This window comes from Alcanivorax sp. MD8A (assembly GCF_002888555.1).
In the GTDB taxonomy this organism is placed as follows: Bacteria; Pseudomonadota; Gammaproteobacteria; order Pseudomonadales; family Alcanivoracaceae; genus Alcanivorax.
This window is the reverse complement of record NZ_AQOQ01000019.1, coordinates 1-17,465: the sequence shown is the minus strand read 5'-3', so window position 1 is coordinate 17,465 and position 17,465 is coordinate 1. Positions and strand designations below refer to the sequence as shown.

14 protein-coding genes are annotated in these 17,465 nt (G+C 60.6%); 9 read left to right on the top strand and 5 right to left on the bottom strand.

Annotated features, from left to right (window positions below):
* The first annotated feature begins 119 nt into the window (after positions 1 to 119).
* Genes A15D_RS11020 through A15D_RS10990 form a run of 7 tightly spaced genes read left to right on the top strand, consistent with a single transcriptional unit; the run spans position 120 to position 7,554 of the window.
* Entirely contained in the window at positions 120 to 995 is an 876-nt protein-coding gene (locus tag A15D_RS11020; protein WP_102791976.1) for a putative selenate ABC transporter substrate-binding protein, read from the top strand.
* Positions 996 to 1,643, top strand: coding sequence for an ATP-binding cassette domain-containing protein (locus tag A15D_RS11015; protein ID WP_102791975.1), 648 nt, complete (start codon positions 996 to 998; stop codon positions 1,641 to 1,643).
* Positions 1,640 to 3,124 carry an ABC transporter permease gene (locus A15D_RS11010; RefSeq protein WP_102791974.1) on the top strand — a complete coding sequence of 495 codons (1,485 nt, stop codon included), beginning with the start codon at positions 1,640 to 1,642 and terminating at the stop codon, positions 3,122 to 3,124. Before A15D_RS11015 ends, A15D_RS11010 begins: the two co-directional genes overlap by 4 nt.
* Before the next feature lie 35 nt (positions 3,125 to 3,159).
* On the top strand, positions 3,160 to 3,933 hold the full coding sequence (locus A15D_RS11005) for a PhzF family phenazine biosynthesis protein (protein ID WP_102791973.1): 774 nt from the start codon (positions 3,160 to 3,162) through the stop codon (positions 3,931 to 3,933).
* Complete coding sequence (selD, locus tag A15D_RS11000) at positions 3,930 to 6,119, top strand: selenide, water dikinase SelD (RefSeq protein ID WP_102791972.1); 2,190 nt, start codon at positions 3,930 to 3,932, stop codon at positions 6,117 to 6,119. Before A15D_RS11005 ends, selD begins: the two co-directional genes overlap by 4 nt.
* A 43-nt stretch (positions 6,120 to 6,162) precedes the next feature.
* On the top strand, positions 6,163 to 6,552 hold the full coding sequence (locus A15D_RS10995) for a PA2779 family protein (protein ID WP_102791971.1): 390 nt from the start codon (positions 6,163 to 6,165) through the stop codon (positions 6,550 to 6,552).
* A gap of 12 nt (positions 6,553 to 6,564) precedes the next feature.
* The gene (locus A15D_RS10990) at positions 6,565 to 7,554 is read left to right on the top strand and encodes a PA2778 family cysteine peptidase (RefSeq protein ID WP_102792017.1); all 990 of its coding nucleotides are present in this window, start codon (positions 6,565 to 6,567) and stop codon (positions 7,552 to 7,554) included.
* On the opposite strand, the gene A15D_RS10985 is transcribed toward A15D_RS10990, so the two are convergent.
* The 3 genes from A15D_RS10985 to A15D_RS10975 all read right to left on the bottom strand — a co-directional run bounded on the left by A15D_RS10985 (position 7,500) and on the right by A15D_RS10975 (position 10,587).
* The gene (locus A15D_RS10985; RefSeq protein ID WP_102791970.1) at positions 7,500 to 8,126 is read right to left on the bottom strand and encodes a hypothetical protein; all 627 of its coding nucleotides are present in this window, start codon (positions 8,124 to 8,126) and stop codon (positions 7,500 to 7,502) included. The genes A15D_RS10990 and A15D_RS10985 overlap by 55 nt on opposite strands.
* Positions 8,126 to 9,469: a peptidylprolyl isomerase gene (locus A15D_RS10980; protein ID WP_102791969.1), complete on the bottom strand. Its 1,344-nt coding sequence runs from the start codon at positions 9,467 to 9,469 to the stop codon at positions 8,126 to 8,128. The genes A15D_RS10985 and A15D_RS10980 overlap by 1 nt, the downstream gene beginning before the upstream one ends.
* An 86-nt stretch (positions 9,470 to 9,555) precedes the next feature.
* Positions 9,556 to 10,587, bottom strand: coding sequence for a phospholipase (locus tag A15D_RS10975; protein WP_102791968.1), 1,032 nt, complete (start codon positions 10,585 to 10,587; stop codon positions 9,556 to 9,558).
* 253 nt (positions 10,588 to 10,840) lie between these two features.
* Between A15D_RS10975 and mscK the strand changes: the two genes are divergently transcribed.
* Entirely contained in the window at positions 10,841 to 14,185 is a 3,345-nt protein-coding gene (gene mscK / locus A15D_RS10970) for a mechanosensitive channel MscK (protein WP_102792016.1), read from the top strand.
* A 146-nt stretch (positions 14,186 to 14,331) separates the two neighbouring features.
* Here the strand turns inward: mscK and A15D_RS10965 are convergent, their stop codons facing one another.
* A complete protein-coding gene (locus A15D_RS10965; RefSeq protein ID WP_022985611.1) occupies positions 14,332 to 14,634 on the bottom strand; it encodes an antibiotic biosynthesis monooxygenase in 303 nt (100 codons plus the stop codon).
* A 273-nt stretch (positions 14,635 to 14,907) separates the two neighbouring features.
* Here A15D_RS10965 and A15D_RS10960 point away from each other — a divergent pair, with 273 nt between their 5' ends.
* Positions 14,908 to 16,800, top strand: coding sequence for a propionyl-CoA synthetase (locus tag A15D_RS10960; protein WP_102791967.1), 1,893 nt, complete (start codon positions 14,908 to 14,910; stop codon positions 16,798 to 16,800).
* A 77-nt stretch (positions 16,801 to 16,877) separates the two neighbouring features.
* On the opposite strand, the gene A15D_RS10955 is transcribed toward A15D_RS10960, so the two are convergent.
* Positions 16,878 to 17,366, bottom strand: coding sequence for a VOC family protein (locus A15D_RS10955; protein WP_102791966.1), 489 nt, complete (start codon positions 17,364 to 17,366; stop codon positions 16,878 to 16,880).
* Positions 17,367 to 17,465 lie beyond the last annotated feature (99 nt).

Sequence of the window (17,465 nt, the reverse complement as noted above, 5' to 3'; positions counted from 1 at the left end):
ACCGGCTCTGGCAACCCGGCGTCAGCATTCCTATAATTTCCCCGTCGTGTCTGGCCGGGCCCACGGCACCCGCACACCCTGTTCCGCCCGGTACGCCTCCCTATTGAACGGAGTCAACAATGCGCTTCAAACTGCTTGCCGCTCTGCTGATGGCCATGCTGCTGTCTGCCTGCAACAACGAGCCTCACCTGGGGACCTTCACTTTCACCGCCATCCCGGATCAGGATGAATCCCAACTGGAAAAACGTTTTGGCGTGGTTGCTCTCTATCTGGAAGAGCAACTGGGCGTACCCGTGAAATACGTACCGGTGAAATCCTACGCCTCAGCGGTCACCGCCTTCCGCAACGATCAAGTGCAAATGGCCTGGTTTGGCGGGCTGTCGGGGGTGCAAGCGCGCCGTCTGGTACCGGGCTCACAAGCCATTGCCCAGGGCCAGGAAGACACCGCTTTCAAAAGCTACTTTATTGCCAACACCAGTACCGGCTTGAGCCCGGTTGATACCCTTGGCGAAGACTTCGTTGCCCAACCCTCCTTCACCTTCGGCTCCAAAGGCAGCACCTCCGGCCGTCTGATGCCGGAATTCTATCTGCGTGAAACCTTTGGCCAGGCACCGGATGCCCTGTTCGACAAGGTCGGTTTCTCCGGCGACCACAGCCGCACCATTGCGCTCGTGCAAAGCGGCGCCTATGCCACCGGCGCGGTCAACTACAAGGTCTGGGAGCGCGAGCTGGCCGAAGGCAAGATCGATACCGGCAAAGTGCAGGTCATCTGGGAAACCCCGGTGTACCCCGATTACCACTGGACCGTACGCGGGGATCTGGACGAGAAATTTGGTGACGGTTTCAGCCAGAAAGTCACCGACGCCCTGCTCGCCATCGACGATCCTGTACTGTTGAATGCCTTCCCGCGGGAGAAATTCATCCCCGCCAGCAATGACGATTACGCCCCTATCGAAGACACCGCAGCGGAAATTGGTCTGCTGGACACGCCCTAGGTGTTCAGCTTCGACAAGGCATCGCTTGGCCACCCCGGCCAGGCGGTGTTTGAGTCACTGAGCCTGAGTATCGGCGCCGGTGAAATAGTCGCCCTGCTCGGCCCATCCGGGGCGGGCAAGTCCACGCTACTTGAGGCCCTGCGTCAGCAGCAGGAACACCAGGTGGCCTGGTGCCCCCAGGCCGGCTCGCTCGTACCCATGCTGAGTGTCTTCCACAATATCTACATGGGTGCCTTGGCACGCCACTCCACCCTCTACAACCTTCGCACGCTGCTGCTGCCCAGTGCAGCGGAAAAACACGCCGTAGGCGAATTGGCGCAGACGCTGGGGTTGGAAGACAAACTGTTCACCAGCGTCGACAGACTTTCTGGTGGGCAGGCACAACGCGTGGCTCTGGGCCGTGCGCTCTATACCCGGCGCCCAGTACTGCTTGCCGATGAGCCGGTCTCCAGCCTGGATGAACACCAGGGGCTAACGCTGCTCCGGCATACCCTGGCACAACACACCACCGCCGTGGTGGCCCTGCACGACCGTAGTCTGGCCCTGGCTTGCTGCCAGCGCATCATTGGTCTTCGCCACGGAGAGATCGCCCTGGATGCCCCCAGCGACAGCCTGTCGCTGGCGGATCTGGATGCGCTCTACCAATGACCCCGACCCTGAATACCACCGCCAGCCAGTGGCGCCGCACCAGCGGCTGGCTGGCGGTGGCCGGGCTGCTCGCGTTTCTGCTCGCGGATCTGGAGATCACCCGCTCCTCCCCCGGCCATGAACTGCAACGGATGGCCAGCGGTTTTCTGTCACCGGATTTCTTTGCCACCGACGCTCTCTGGCACGCCCTCGCCAATACCCTGTCCTTCGCCTGGCAAGGTACCGCCCTTGGCGCGCTGTTGGGTTTCCTCATGGCCATGCTCTGGCATCGCCGGGCGGTGCGCAGTGTGGCGGCCTGCCTGAGGGCCATTCATGAGCTGTTCTGGGGGCTGCTGTTGTTGCAGGTGACCGGGCTCAGCACCATCACCGGTGTGCTCGCCATCGCCATCCCCTATGCCGGCATTTTTGCCAAGGTATTCGGTGAATTTCTGGAGGAAGCTGATCCGGCACCCGGCCGTGCCCTGCCGCAACACACCTCGTCCCTCAGCCTGTTTTTCTATGCCCGTTTACCTTTGGTCTGGCGAGCGTTTCGCGCCTACGGCGGCTATCGCCTGGAGTGCGCCATTCGTGCCTCTGCCATCCTCGGTTTCATCGGGCTGCCCACCATTGGCTTTCATCTGGAAACCGCGTTTCGCGAAGGCACCTACGATCAGGGTGCCGCCCTGCTGTATCTGTTCTTTGCCCTGATTTTTACGTTGCGCTGGTGGTTACGACCCGCTCTGGTGGCCCTCTACCTGATCGCCGCCATCGCCTGGGCGCCACCGCTCTTCCATGGTCAGCTCGACACGCTGGTTCGCTTTGTCACCGAAGATCTGGTCCCGGCGCCCTTGCGCCATGGCGGGGGAACTAGCGAGCTGCTGTCATGGCTGATCAGCCTCTGGCACCAGCAACTCTGGCCCGGGCTGTGGCAAACCGTAGTGCTAGGCATGGCGGCCTTGCTGGTCACCGCACTCCTGTCACTGGTGCTGTTCCCGCTGATTTCGCCCTTGTTCGGTAACCGGGCAAGCCGCCATGCAGGCCATGGGTTGCTGGTGGTCTTACGCACCACGCCGGAGTTTTTTCTGGCTTTCTTCTTTCTGATCTTGCTCGGTCCGTCCATGCTGCCGGGCATCCTGGCGCTGGCGCTGCATACCGGTGCCATCGTCGCGCACCTGACCGGGCGCTTCAGCGAAACACTGGTGCTAAGGGCGGATGCCCCCAGCGGAGTCAATCGGTATGCCTGGGAAGTCCTTCCCCGGGTCAGCCCCAACCTGCTGGCCTTTCTGTTATACCGTTGGGAAGTGATCATGCGGGAAACGGCAGTATTGGGGATCCTTGGCATCCACACCCTGGGTTTCTATATTGATTCCAGCGTGGCGGAATTCCGTTTTGACCGTACCGCCCTGTTGATACTGGCCACGGTCATCTTGAATCTCGGTGTCGATGCCCTGTCGCGCGGACTGCGTAAACGCCTGCGGCTCAAACCCGGGCTCGGCGTGTAAATCGCCGATCGTGAACAACGACTGCAAAGGGAAATATGAAGCTCTATCAGGTTGATGCCTTTACCTCGTCCCTGTTCCGGGGCAATCCTGCCGCAGTGGTGCCGTTGGAGCGCTGGCTGGACGACGCCCTGCTGCAGAACATCGCACTGGAAAACAACCTGTCGGAAACCGCGTTTCTGGTGCCGGATGACACCGGCTATGCACTACGCTGGTTTACCCCCCGGGTAGAAGTGGATTTGTGCGGTCATGCCACACTGGCCGCCGCATGGGTGGTCTTTAATGCATTGGGGTTTGCCGGGGAACGGGTGCGCTTCAACTCTGCCTCCGGGCCACTGTATGTCACCCGCAGCGGCCAGCGGCTAACGCTGGACTTCCCTGCCCGGCCTGCGACCCCCATCACCGAAACAAGCACTCTCGAACACGCTCTGGGCGTACCGATTCGCGCCGCCGCGCAAGCCCGTGATCTGCTCATCGAAGTGGACAGTGCCGCTTGCGTTCGTGAATACCAGCCGGACTTTTCCGCCATCGCGGCACTGGATACCTTTGCCGTGATGCTGACCGCCCCCGGAGAGGATTGTGATTTCGTCAGCCGCTTTTTTGCTCCCGCAAAAGGGGTGCCCGAAGACCCGGTTACCGGCTCTGCCCACTGCACCCTGGTGCCCTGGTGGGCAGACAAACTCGGAAAAAAACAACTGCATGCCCGGCAGCTGTCTGCTCGTGGTGGCGAACTGTTCTGCGAGATGACCGGCGACAGGGTATCGCTGAGTGGTGAAGCGCGCTGTTACCTGAAAGGCGACATTCTGCTGTGAATATTCCTCCCGCCCACACCGATTTGCTGCTCATCGGCGGTGGCCATAGCCACTGTCTGGCCCTGCGCATGCTGGCCATGCAGCCGATACCCGGTGTGCGCATCACGCTGGTGTCATCCGACCCGACCAGTGCCTATTCCGGCATGCTGCCCGGGCTGATTGCCGGGCACTATGCCCCCGCCGAGACCCAGGTCGATCTGTACCGGTTATGTCTGGCCACCGGCGCCCGCTTTGTACACGCCAGCGTCACCTCGCTGGCCGCCGATCAGCACACCGTGCAACTCAGTGACGGCAGCACCCTGGGTTATGACTGGCTGAGCCTGGACGTGGGCGCCACACCGGACCTGTCTCCGATCGGCGACAGCCATCCCCAGGTGCTCGCCGTCAAACCCGTCGCCACCTTCTGGCAGCGTTGGCAGCAATGGCGCAACCACGCTGATAAACACCATCTGGCCGTGGTCGGCGGCGGTGCCGGTGGCACAGAAATGGTGCTGGCCATGGCGGAGTATTGCCGCCAGCAACAACGCCCCGTGACCTTCAGCCTGCTCACCGGCGGCACGCTGCTGCCGGGCTATGGTGCCGCAGTGCAAGCACGCATGCGACGGCACTTGCAGCGTTACAATATCCAGCTGCAGGAGCACACCCGGGTGACCCGGGCCGACAACGCAGAAACGCTGCTGGCCAACGACCAGCCACTGCCCGCAGACGGCATCGTGTGGTGCACCGGGGTGCGCGGCATCCCGGTGGTGGCGAACAGTTCGCTTGCCTGTGAGGCTCAGGGCTTTGTAAAAGTCGACGCGCAGTTGCGCAGCCTGAGCCACCCGCGCGTGTTTGCCACAGGCGATTGTGCAGCGTTCCCTTCCCCCCTGCCCAAGGCCGGGGTCTACGCGGTACGCCAGGCAGGAGTGCTCGCCCACAATTTACGCGCAGCCATAACCGAAGCCCCGCTGAAACCCTATCGGCCCCAACGCCATTTTCTGTCGTTACTGTCGACCGGAGACAAGCAGGCGGTGGCGTCCCGAACCGGACTGCCCGCCCTGTCAGGGAAATTCGTCTGGCGCTGGAAAGATCGCATTGATCGCCGCTTCATGGACAAGTTCGGTATCGACTTGCCCACCATGTCGGCCACCCCGAGCGCCCCCTCTTCGCAAGCAATGCCACTGCACTGCGCGGGCTGTGGAGCCAAGGTGGGCAGCCAGGCGTTAAGCGACGCACTCGCCGACCTGCAACCCCATCTCAATGCCGGCATCCACGCCGGGGTAGACACCGCCGACGATGCCGCCGTGATCGACTGGCCCGCCGGCCAGCGACTGGTGCAAAGCCTGGATCACTTCCCCGCCTTTGTGGATGAACCGTATCGGTTTGGCCGGATTGCCGCACTACACAGCCTCAGTGATCTCTATGCCATGAACGCCCGGCCCCATTCCGCCCTGGCAAATATCACCGTGAACTGGCATCACCCCAAACTGCAGGGCCGAGACCTGCAGCGGTTAATGGCGGGGGCCGTACGAGAGCTGAACCGTGCCGGTTGCACCCTGGTCGGCGGACACACCACAGAAGGGCCACAAATGGCCGCGGGGTTTACCGTCAATGGCAGCGCACCGGCCGGTGTCCTGTGGCACAAACGCGGCGCCCAGCCCGACGATGTGATCATTCTGACCAAACCGCTGGGCAGTGGCGTCCAACTGGCTGCCATGATGCACGGCAACGCCTTGCGCAGCCCCTGGCTCGCGGCCACCCTCGACAGCCTGTTGCTCAGCAATGGTCCCGCTTGTGACGCCATGGGGTCACTGCCGGTCCATGCCTGCACGGATATCACCGGTTTTGGCTTGCTGGGCCATCTGCATGAAATCTGCCAGCAAAGCGATGTCAGCATGACGCTGGATACCGACAAGATCCCGTTGTTGCCCGGCACCCTGACACTGATTCAGGAAGGCATCGCCAGTACGCTGAGCGACACCAACCGGCAGATACTGATGCATTGCCAGGCGCGCGAGCGCGTCAGCGAGGCCCTGAAAACAGCCTTGTGCGATCCGCAAACCAGTGGTGGTCTGGTGTTCTGTTTACCTGCCGCTATGTCAGAGCATGCCCAGCAACAACTGGCGCAAAACGGTGTAAAAAGCGCAGTAATCGGTAAAGTCCTTGTAAAAAACCGGCATGGGGATGCAGATATTTTTCTTCAATAGCGTCACAGTAATTCCAACTTGAGCTGAGAAGGAGAACCCCACCATGTCCAAGCGACTGACAGGACTCGTTGCGTCATCCATTTTCCTGTTCATGCAACTGATGGTCGTCCCGGCCGCCCATGCGGCCATGGTCGGTAACGATACCGTCATCCAGCAACAGGATCGCGCCGCCATGAAAGCGCAAGTCATGCAGTTGATGGATCATCAAGCCGCCGCGCAGGCACTGGAAAAAAATGGTGTCACCAAGGAACAGGTCAGCGAGCGTCTGGATCGTCTTTCTCATCAGGAGCTGCAGCAACTGGCACAGAAATCTGAAGAGCTGCCCGCAGGTCAGGGCGTCCTGGGCATCGTGCTTGCCATCATCCTGATTCTGGTGATTCTGGATCTGCTGGGTGCCACCGATGTCTTCCCGGTGATTGATCCCGTCAGCTGATCGATGACGTTGATGTTTCGTTCCCACACGCCAGCGCCCCCGCTGGCGTGTGCGTCACAGCCCCGTAACCGCGCTGCCGCGGCAACCCTCCTGCTCATTCTGATCGCGCTCTTGAGCGCCTGTCAGAGTGTTCCGCCACCGCAAAGTGCCCAGATCGCCCAGCATGAACAGGTCGTGGTGCCCTTTGTCCCGCAAGAGGCCTACCAATGTGGTCCGGCCGCGCTGGCCATGATGTTGCAATGGGCCGGGAAACCGGTCAGCGCCGATGCGCTGGTGGACGAAGTCTGGCTACCTGAGCGCAAGGGCAGTCTGGGAATCGAGCTGATGGCGGCGGCTCGCAGCCGGGGCCTGCTGGCCTACCCGGTCAACGATGCCAAACATCTGTATCAGGAATTACAGGCAGGCCGCCCGGTGCTGGTGATGCAGAATCTGGCCCTGCCCAGCTGGCCGAAATGGCACTATTCCGTGGTCACCGGGTATCACGATGAAGGCAAGACGGTGGTGATGCATAGCGGCACCACGCAAAGCAAAACCACGCACTGGAACCGGTTTATCCGCACCTGGGCACGGGCAGAGCAATGGGGATTCACCCTCATCGCCCCCGGCGAATTGCCGTCCAGTGCCGAACCGCAGCCGCTCTTCCGGGCTATCTCGGCCACCCCCAATGCCATGGATTACTGGCCCCAAGCCGTGAAGGCCTTCCCCGACAGTGGCGAGCTATGGTTTGGTTACGGCAATGCCCTGTGGCAAGGCGGAGACAAGCCTGCCGCTCTGGAGGCCTTCGAGCATGCCGTAAAGGCGGCGCCTGAGATGGCCGCGGCCTGGAACAACCTGGCGTTCGCCCAGCATCAACAGGGAGATAGCACCGCCGCCAGACGCAGCCTCTGCAAGGCACTGAACCTGGCACCGGATGACGAGAATATTCTCGACACCGCGAACACCCTGGGCTACTCCTGCCCCGCCTCCGGCTCGACCAGCTCCGGGTGTTGTTCCAGCAACTGATCGCGTTGCGCCATCAGACCATCCAGCTTGCGCTGGCCTTCGGCCAGCTGCTCCGGATCGATGCCAAATGCCTCCCCCTGTTCAATCAGACTTTCCAGCTCGCCAATCTTGCGGTTGGCTGCCGTCACAAAAGAGGCATACACCTGCTGCTTCTGGCGCATTTCGTACTGCTGGTACAGCCCCGGGTCCGCCAGCTCCTCGGCAGACGGCATCTCACGCAGGTTGGTGCTGCGCGCCAGTGGCGGGGTGCGGGGGTCACCGTTTTCCATGCTCTCTCGCAATGCCGCCACCGCCTTGGCAGAGGGCACCGGCACCACCGCAGGGGCGCCCCCCTGCGACGCATTGGACGCCGGGCCGTCGATACCCCGATCCCCGATGTAGGTCGGCATCGTCTCAGCCTCATCCGCAGGCAACTTCTCGGCCATCGACGGGCTCACCGTTGCCGGGGGGACCAGGGGCTCTGCCACTGCAGCTGTCGGGGTGTCATCATGCAGCCGGGCCCAAGCCACGCACACGGCCAGGGTAATCCCCAGACCCACAACAACCAGTGCGACTAACGGCCCGGGTTTCATCACATGACACCCTGATTGATGCGCAGTGACGCATCGGCACTGGCGTCCGCCAGCTGCTCACGAAACCGGGCTTCAAGCTGTTCACGGGCAATCGCCAACGAGGCTCGGTAACGTACCGATTCACTGTCCAGCGGCTGGTAACCCATGACTTTTTCATCCACCTGAAGAATTTCCCAATAGGGGGCACCGCTGACCGCCGGGCTACGAAACGGTGCAGATACCCGCCCCTCTGGCTGCACAAAGGCCAACGCCAGCATCCAGTGGTCATTGCGAGTCTCCCGATCGATCCACCCCAGCTGGCCACCGTCGCGGGCATCCTCTGCCAGTGAGTACTGAACGATCGCCTGCTCGAACGACAAGCCATCGCGAATCTCCGCCACAATACGATCCGCCGCCTGCTGGGAATCTACCCGTAGATGGCGTCCCCGCACGCGCTCGACACGGGTGAATTGATCCTTGTTGGCCGCGTAGTACCCGGCAATCTGCTGCTGGGTGACCTTGCCCGCCTGCTCCCGCAGGGCGGGGTTATCATCGTGAATGTCGTGCATCAGCCCCATCTCATGCAGCAGGGCATCGCGATGCAACGCATCCTCAAGACAACGGTCCACTGCCGCCACCGCCTGTCGAGACAGGCCGGACTCCTGTTCAAACCAGTAGAACACGAACTCCATGGTGAGCTGTTGTTTGATGGCTTCGCGAACAAAGGCCAGATTCAGATTGTGCATTTGCACCTTGAGCTGAATGTTCTGGCGGCGGTAAAGATCCCACAGGCTCAGGGTCTGTTCCGGCTGTGACTCCGCAAACCGGTAACGGGCCAACACGTACTGCTTCGCCGCCTGCTGCTGGGCCTCTGTCATGGTGGTATAGAGAGCTTGTTCCAGGGTCAGCATGGGGGCCAACGCCGTCGCGTCCAGCTCCAGAGACTGCGTCAGATACGTCAGACTATTGTCGGCACCACGGGTTTGCACGGCGGTCCGCAAGGGCTCAGCAAAAGCCGAACGCAACAGCCGAAAGCGTTGCTGCTCTCGCACCGTATCTCGGTCATAGCCCACATTGCCGGAGCCGACCTGGGCGGCGTGGTGGCCGTGATGATCATCGTGCTCCGCCATGCCCGCCAGCAACCGGTTTTCCACCAGTCCCTTGAGCACAGCCTGGGGAGTCGTCGTCGGATCGGCGCGGCGCGCGGCGGCCACAAACACCGCCAGGGTGTCCGCCGGCAAATCCTCACCGTTGATTCTCGCCGCGACAGAGTCCGGTAGCGGACCCCATGCCTGCCAGGCCACCGGGCCCAGTAACACCGCAGCAAGAAAGACCACAAACAGAATGGGAATCAAGCGTTTCATGGCGCCACCCTTGTTATTGTTTTGGAAGCGCCCTGCCTGCTTTCAACGTGTCGCAGAAAGCAGGAGGGCCACAGGCGATAAGCCTGTTAGGGGTTCACTTTCACCGCCGCGTGGTTCAACAGGTGCACCACCATGGCAGTCGCATGGGGAATCACCACCTGCGCCACCTGAACACGGTCGCCGTGGTCGGTGCTGGACAGCACAATACCGCCGTTACCGTAGGCCAGCGCCCCACCCTGGGTCAGCAGTGGACGGATATCATTGCTGCTGGTGGACAGCGGGGTGTAGTCCATCATCGCCTGATCCACCAGTGCGCTGTTGTTAAGGTTTTCGCTGTCATAGTAATCCGCCACCCAGGACTCCCAACCGCTGTGATTCAGGGCCGAGGTGGTCCACACGTGGTGGGGCTGCAGCAAGTCAGTGGTATGCATCACGAAACCCAGGGTCTGGGCGGTGGGCGTTGCCAGGAACTGGCTGTACCAGTACTGCCCCAGGTTATCGATGGGCTGGAACGGCATCTCCTCGAAATCATCGTACATGGACTTGCTCGAGTAGCTGCCCTGGCGGTAGTTGGCTTCGGTCACACCATAGGTGTTGTACTCGCTGTCATCGGCGCAGCTCCAGAAACACCAACCGGTCATACCGCCGTTGCCATCATCCATGTAATCGCCGACCAGCCAGGTAGCCGCCAGATTGTCGATATCGCCCCACACGGTCAGCAGGTCGTAGTTGTAACCGCCGAAGTCATTACCGTGCACATCGGAACCCCGAGTATGGTTCTGGAAGTGCCAATAGGAGGTGTAATTCACCAGCGAGGCGCCAGCGTTGAATACCGGGGCATACACACAGTCCCCGGTCACCGCGCCGCACAGGTAGGTATCCTGGAAGTCATCCACGTCATAAGCGCCCTGCCCGATCACTTCGGCAAACTGATCCATGCTGTAACCCGCGGCATTCACCCAGGCTTTCAGGCGGTTGTACTCGGTGGTTTGCGGGTTAGCCTTCATGTAGTTCACCGCATCAATGGCGATGCGCTTATGGGTGATTTGCTGAAAGGCGTGGGCTGGTAGTGACAATACCGCGGCCGCAAGCAGGCCGGTAAGCGCTAGCATCTTCATGGGGGTCCCCTCCCGTTTTGTTGTTAAATTGTTATCGAATTGAACAAACAATAACCAAACGTATATCACAGCCCTAGGGCGTGGCGGGACATTTGATGGACATTTTCTGCCAGCGGCGCCTCAGCCCGTTACAATGCCGATGAGCGGCATTCAATTTACCAACCGCCAGGCCGAATACCGCCACCACCACAGCATTCATCACGGCCCTGTGATACAACAGGGCTTTACTTCGATTCCCGGAGCCCGCGTTGTTATGGATCGACGACTCACTCTCGTCCTCTTGCTGATCTTGCCCCTGTTCGCCACCGCCCAGACCGGCAGCTTTTCCTTGCCCGGTGTTGGCGATTTGCAGAAACAGCTTACGGAGACCAGCGATAAAAAATCCGACGGCACAGAAAACCCTGACAAAGAGCAGCTACGCGACACCATCAAGTTCCGTCAGGAAATCGACAGCAACCGTGAACAGATCGAAGACCTCAAGCAATTCGCCAGCGACGCCCCGGCCAAGCGTACTCGCCTTGAGGCAGAGCTGACCCGACTGCGCCAGGAGCGAAACACAGACTGGGACAAGCACTATCAGGACAACACCCTGCAGGAGCTGATTCAGGCCCTGGTTGCCCAACTCGATGCTCTGGAAAAAAATCAGGAAGACCTGGCGGAGGCCAACAGCGACCTGACCCGCGCGCAAACCCTGCCGGAACAGGCGCAAAACGCCATCAGTCGGGCCATGGATCGCATGGACACCATCCGCACCCGCCTGAATCAGGGAGTCGATGAGGACGGTGAAAACCTGTCTGACGTGCAAACCCGCAGCCTGAACACCGAACTCAAGGCATTGGAAAGCCGCATTGAACGCTATAACCAGGAACTGGCCATCGTCGACAAGCAGCAGGACGTGGCCCGCTTGCGTCAACAAACCGACAAGCTGGAACAAAATCTCATCGAAGCCCGTCTCGATGCCCTGCAGCCACTGATCAATGAACGTCGCAGCAACCAGCTTGAAGAGCTGGCCAATTCGCCTGAGAGCGACATCCCTGCCGCCGTGCTGGAGCACCCGCAGGTACAAAAAGCCATGGAGAAAAACCAGGCCCTGCGCAAACAGCTGGCCAGCGCCAGCGAAAACGTCAACAACCTGCTGCGTAAGGCCGTCAACACCAAGACAGAGCTGGACAAGGCCCGCTCGCTGTCCGCCACCGTCAACGATCAGATCCGCATGCTCGAAGGCAGCCTGCTATTGTCGCGCATTCTCTACGAACAGCAGAAAAGTCTTCCCCAAAATCAGGAAGAGCTCGATCTCGGCAAGGACATCTCCGATGCCCGCCTGAAGCAATTTGAAATTGAACAGGCCATGAACGATCTGGATGATTCCCCGCTCCCCTCGCAGGCTCAGCTCGACAAGCCGCTGTCTGCGGATCTGGAAAAGGCTTTCAGCATCCTGCGCGAAGAGCGCCTGGAACTGTACGACCAGCTGGACCAGGAACTGAGCCGCCAACTGGCCATCCTCACGCGCACCCAGCTAAGCCATGAGCAGCTCATCAAGATCACCCTCAGCCTGCATACCACGATCTCGGAACAAACCTTCTGGATGCCCAGCAACCAGCCACTGAGTTTCGAATGGCTCGGCAGGCTACCCAGCGAACTAGTGGACCAGATTCGCGACATGCCCTGGGAAGAACTTTGGGAAGGCACCGCAGGGCTGTTCAAACGCAAATGGGTCTGGCTGCTGGGTCTGCTGATTCCCACCGTTGTTCTGATCACGATCCGTTCCCGGCTGAAAAAGCGCATCAGCGACATGAACAAGGATGTGGGCTTCCTGCGTCGTGACAGCCAGTCCCATACCCCTCTCAGCCTGTTCTACACCGTGCTGATCGCTGCGCCCATCCCGATTTTCATGGCCCTGGTTGCCATTGGTCTGTGGATTCAACCCGGCACCCTCACCAGCGTCATGGGGGCCGCCGTTGCCCAGCTTGCCCTGCTCTGGCTGGTCTTCGAAGTGCTCTACCGTCTGCTGAAAACCGATGGCATTGCCCAGCGGCATTTCCGCTGGAATATGGAGTACAACCATCAGATGCGCCGCCGGCTGGCCGTGTCCGGCCTGGCGCTGATTCCGATGATCTTTCTGGTGGCCTTTGGTGACCAGTGGCCCGCGCAGCTAAGCAATGACCGGCTGGGGCTGGTGATCATGGTGGCCTCGCTGATCACCATCATGGTCAGCCTGCCGTGGGTCGCCCTGTCGTACCCCGGCCGCCACTACAGCCGCACCATGAAAGGCCTGGCCACGGGGTTATGCTTCCTCGCCCCCCTGACCCTGATCGTGCTCACCGGCGTGGGTTACTACTACACCTCTGTTCGCCTGGCCGGACACATGATCTACAGCCTCTACCTGGTCGCCCTGTGGATCATTCTTGATGCCACCGCGGTACGTGGCCTGGCCGTGGCCGCACAGCGACTTTCCTACAAGCGTGCCGTGGCCCAGCGGGAGGCCGAACAGAAAGACACCAGCAGTGCCGAAGCCGTGGAAGTGGAAGAACCGCAACTGGACCTCAAGCAGGTCAACCAGCAATCCCTGCGCCTGATCCGGCTGGCCCTGGTCGCCGTCGTCGGCCTGATGGTGTACTGGGTCTGGGCCGATGTGTTACACGCCTTCGCCTACACCGACAACATCGTGCTGTGGGAAACCAGCGAAGGCAGTGGTCAGGCCGCCACCAGCTCGCTGATCAGCCTGGGGGACGTGATTGCGGCGCTGATTATCGGCGCAGTCACATTCCTGCTTGCCAGCAATCTGCCGGGGCTGCTCGAAGTGCTGGTGCTGTCGCGGCTGGATCTGCGTCAGGGCACCAGTTATGCCACCACCACCCTGCTGTCCTACGTGATTGTTGCCAGCGGTATCGTGCTGACGCTCGGCTCGCTGGGCCTGAGCTGGGACAAGATGCAATGGCTGGTTGCCGCCCTTGGGGTTGGCCTGGGCTTCGGGTTGCAGGAAATTTTTGCCAACTTTATCTCTGGCATCATCCTGCTGTTTGAACGCCCCATCCGCATCGGCGACGTGATCACCATCAACAACCTCGACGGCACCGTCAGCCGGATACGCATTCGTGCGACCACCCTGATCGACTTTGACCGCAAGGAAATTCTGGTGCCCAACAAGGTGTTTGTGACCGAGCGACTGATCAACTGGTCGCTGTCCGACACCGTCACCCGGATTATCCTGCGTGTCGGCTTTGCCTATGGCTCAGACCTGAAAAAGTGCCGTGAAATCCTGCTACAGGCGGCCAAAGAAAACAGTCGTGTGCTGCGTGACCCTGAGCCCGTGGTGCTGTTCATGAGCTTCGGTGCCAGCACACTGGATCATGAGTTGCGCGTTCACGTGAGCGACATCAACGACCGTCTGGCCGCCACCGACGAGCTGAATCGCCATATTGATGCCCTGTGCAAAGAGCACGACGTGGAAATCGCCTTCAGCCAGCTGGATATTCATATCCGCAATGGCGACGGCGAGCAGCTGACCATCGAGGGTAAAAAAGAACAGAGCGACGACAACAGCACACCGCCGAAAGCCAACGATGGCGAGTCCAACGAAACCGGCGACCCTAAATAACGCGGTACCCGGCAGACACGCCGCTCAGCGCGGCGATGTCAGGGGCGGCTCGGCGTTCACCCCAGAGGACACCGAGCCACAGAAAGCGCACGCTGTTCCATCTCCGTCCCTGCCCAGGGGCGTACGCCTACGGCAAAGCAGCGGGGTTACAGCACCACCTCGAAACATTCCAGCTGGGGCGGGCCCAGGTAGATATCGCGGCGGGCGCCAGCATTGGCGTGCGCCTTGCGGAATGCCTCGGATTTGGTCCAGCCTTCAAATGCGGCCTGAGATTCCCATACCGCGTGGGACGAAAACAGGGTGTACTCATCATTCGTCGCCCCCTGCAGAAGATGAAACTCCTTGAAGCCCGGGACTTCCTGCAGGTAGGTATCCCGCCCTTTCCAGATCTCGATGAAATCCTGCTCACAGCCTGGCTTGATCTTGAAACGGTTCATTGCGATATACATGCTCACCCTCCGTCATTGTGAATGGGCCCCTATAGTGGCGCAGGTGATCCACAAGTGCATTGACGCAAACACGCATCACGCCTCCCCACGCCCCTGACTTCCACGAATCACCGCTACAAACTTTGGTCTAATTCACTCCCCCTCAAGCGCCTCCTAGCATGAAAGCACATCGCCAACCCGTGCAGTCCATCATGACAATCCGTCACGAACGGCGTCACCATGGGCTATGCACCACCCCGCTGGTACCCGAGCGGGGGCAAAAAGAGGCCAAAGATGAGTTACGAACAAGAATATTCCACGTCCATCAACGATCCCCACACCTTCTGGGCCGACAAGGCCCGCCAGCTGGACTGGTTCACCTTCCCCTCCACCATTCTCGGCAAGGATGAAAACGGTATCGACCGCTGGTTTACCGATGGCGTCATGAACACCTGCCACATGGCACTGGATGCCAACCTCGCTGCCGGGCGCGGCGATCAGGTGGCGATCTACTACGATTCCCCCGTCACGAACAGCAAACAGGCCATCACCTACGCCGAGCTCACCGAACGCGTCGCCACCTTCGCGGGTGCCCTGCGCCAGCAAGGGGTGAAAAAAGGCGACCGGGTACTGATCTACATGCCGATGATCCCGGAAGCCGCCGTGGCCATGCTCGCCACCGCGCGCCTGGGCGCCATCCACTCTGTGGTGTTCGGGGGCTTTGCCGCTCACGAGCTGGCAGTACGTATCGACGATGCCGAACCCAGGGTCATCGTTTCGGCGTCCTGCGGCGTAGAAGTGAACAAGATCATTGAATACAAACCGCTGGTAGACGCGGCCATCGAGCAGGCCCGACACAAACCCGAGCGCTGCGTGATCTACCAGCGCCCTCAGGCCCACGCCGACCTGCAACCGGGTCGCGATCTGGACTGGCAGGTAGCCGTCGCCGCCGCCAGCCCGGTGGACTGCACCCCCGTGCTCGCCACCGACCCGCTCTACGTGCTCTATACCTCCGGCACCACCGGCAAACCCAAAGGGGTGATCCGCGACAATGGCAGCCACGCCGTGGCCATGCGCTACAGCATGAAAGCCATCTACAACATGAACCCCGGCGACACCTTCTGGGCCGCCTCCGATGTGGGCTGGGTGGTGGGCCACTCCTACATCGTCTACGCCCCGTTACTCAGTGGCCTGTCCACCGTACTTTACGAAGGCAAACCGGTTCGCACCCCCGATGCCGCCGCCTTCTGGCGTGTGGCGGAGGAATACAAGGTGAAAGCCCTGTTCTCTGCCCCCACCGCCTTCCGCGCCATCAAGAAAGAAGACCCCAATGGCGAGGGCATCAAGCAACACGACCTCTCCGCCCTGGAAACCCTTTTCATGGCCGGCGAACGGCTGGACCCACCCACCTACGAGTGGGTCAAGGACATCACCGGCCTGCCGGTGGTAGACCACTGGTGGCAAACCGAAACCGGCTGGGGGATCTGCGCCAACCTCATGGGCATCGACCCCAAACCCTGCAAACCGGGCTCTGCCACCCTGCCCAGCCCTGGCTACGATGTGCGCATACTCGATGACAACGGCAACGAAGTGGGCCCTAACCAACAGGGTAACGTGGCCATCAAACTGCCCCTGCCACCCAGTTGCCTGCCCTCCGTCTGGGGCAACCATGACCGCTTTCTGGCCGGCTACCTGGAACAGTTTCCCGGCTATTACACCTCCGGCGACGGTGGCTACAAGGATGACGACGGTTATGTGTTCATCATGGGCCGCACCGACGACGTGATTAACGTGGCGGGCCACCGCCTTTCCACCGGCGAAATGGAAGAAGTGCTCGCCGGCCACCCGGCCGTCGCCGAATGCACCGTCATCGGCATTAACGACGATCTCAAGGGGCAGGTGCCCATTGGGCTGGTCTTGCTCAAAGATGGCATGGAGGTAGAAGCAGACACCCTCAACAGCGAACTGGTCGCCCGCATCCGCCAGGAGATTGGCGCAGTGGCCTGTCTCAAAGACACCCTGATCGCCCAGCGCCTGCCCAAAACCCGCTCGGGCAAAATTCTGCGCAAACTGCTACGCCAGATCGCTAACGGCGAACGCTATAACATCCCGTCCACGATTGATGATCCGGCGAGTATTCCTGAGATTGAAGCGTTACTCAGAGAGAGAGAACTAGTGGCGCACTGACAGCAACAACGACGCCAGTCTGGCCTGCCCACAACAGGGGCAAGGCCAGAGCGTCCCCTGCCACGCCAAGAAACAGCCTATTCAGCCGAACACGCCGCCTCAATCGCTGCCACATCAATCTTGTGCATGGTCATCATGGCTTCAAAGGCCCGCTTGGCCAGTGCCCGATCCGGGCTGGTGATGGCCTGGGTCAGCACCACCGGGGTGATCTGCCATGACAGCCCCCACTTGTCCTTGCACCAGCCGCAGGCACTTTCCTGGCCGCCATTCTCGATAATCGCGTTCCAGTAGCGATCCGTTTCTTCCTGATCCTGCGTGGCCACCTGAAACGAAAAGGCTTCATCATGACGGAAGGCATCACCCGCATTAAGCCCCAGACAGGGAATCCCCATCACGGTGAACTCAACAGTGATCACATCCCCTTCTTTTCCCGCGGGGTAATCGCCCGGCGCCCGGTTGATGGCATCCACGCTGGTATCCGGGAACACACTGGCATAGAACCGCGCAGCCTCTTCGGCATCACCATTGAACCAAAGACAGACCGTGTTTTTTGCAGGCATGGACATCCTTATCTCCCATTTCTCAGCATAGGTATTGCTACTCATGAAGGATGATCCTGCGATAGGCAGTAAACCAAGGGAGCCTCTGAATAACTCCTTGCATGC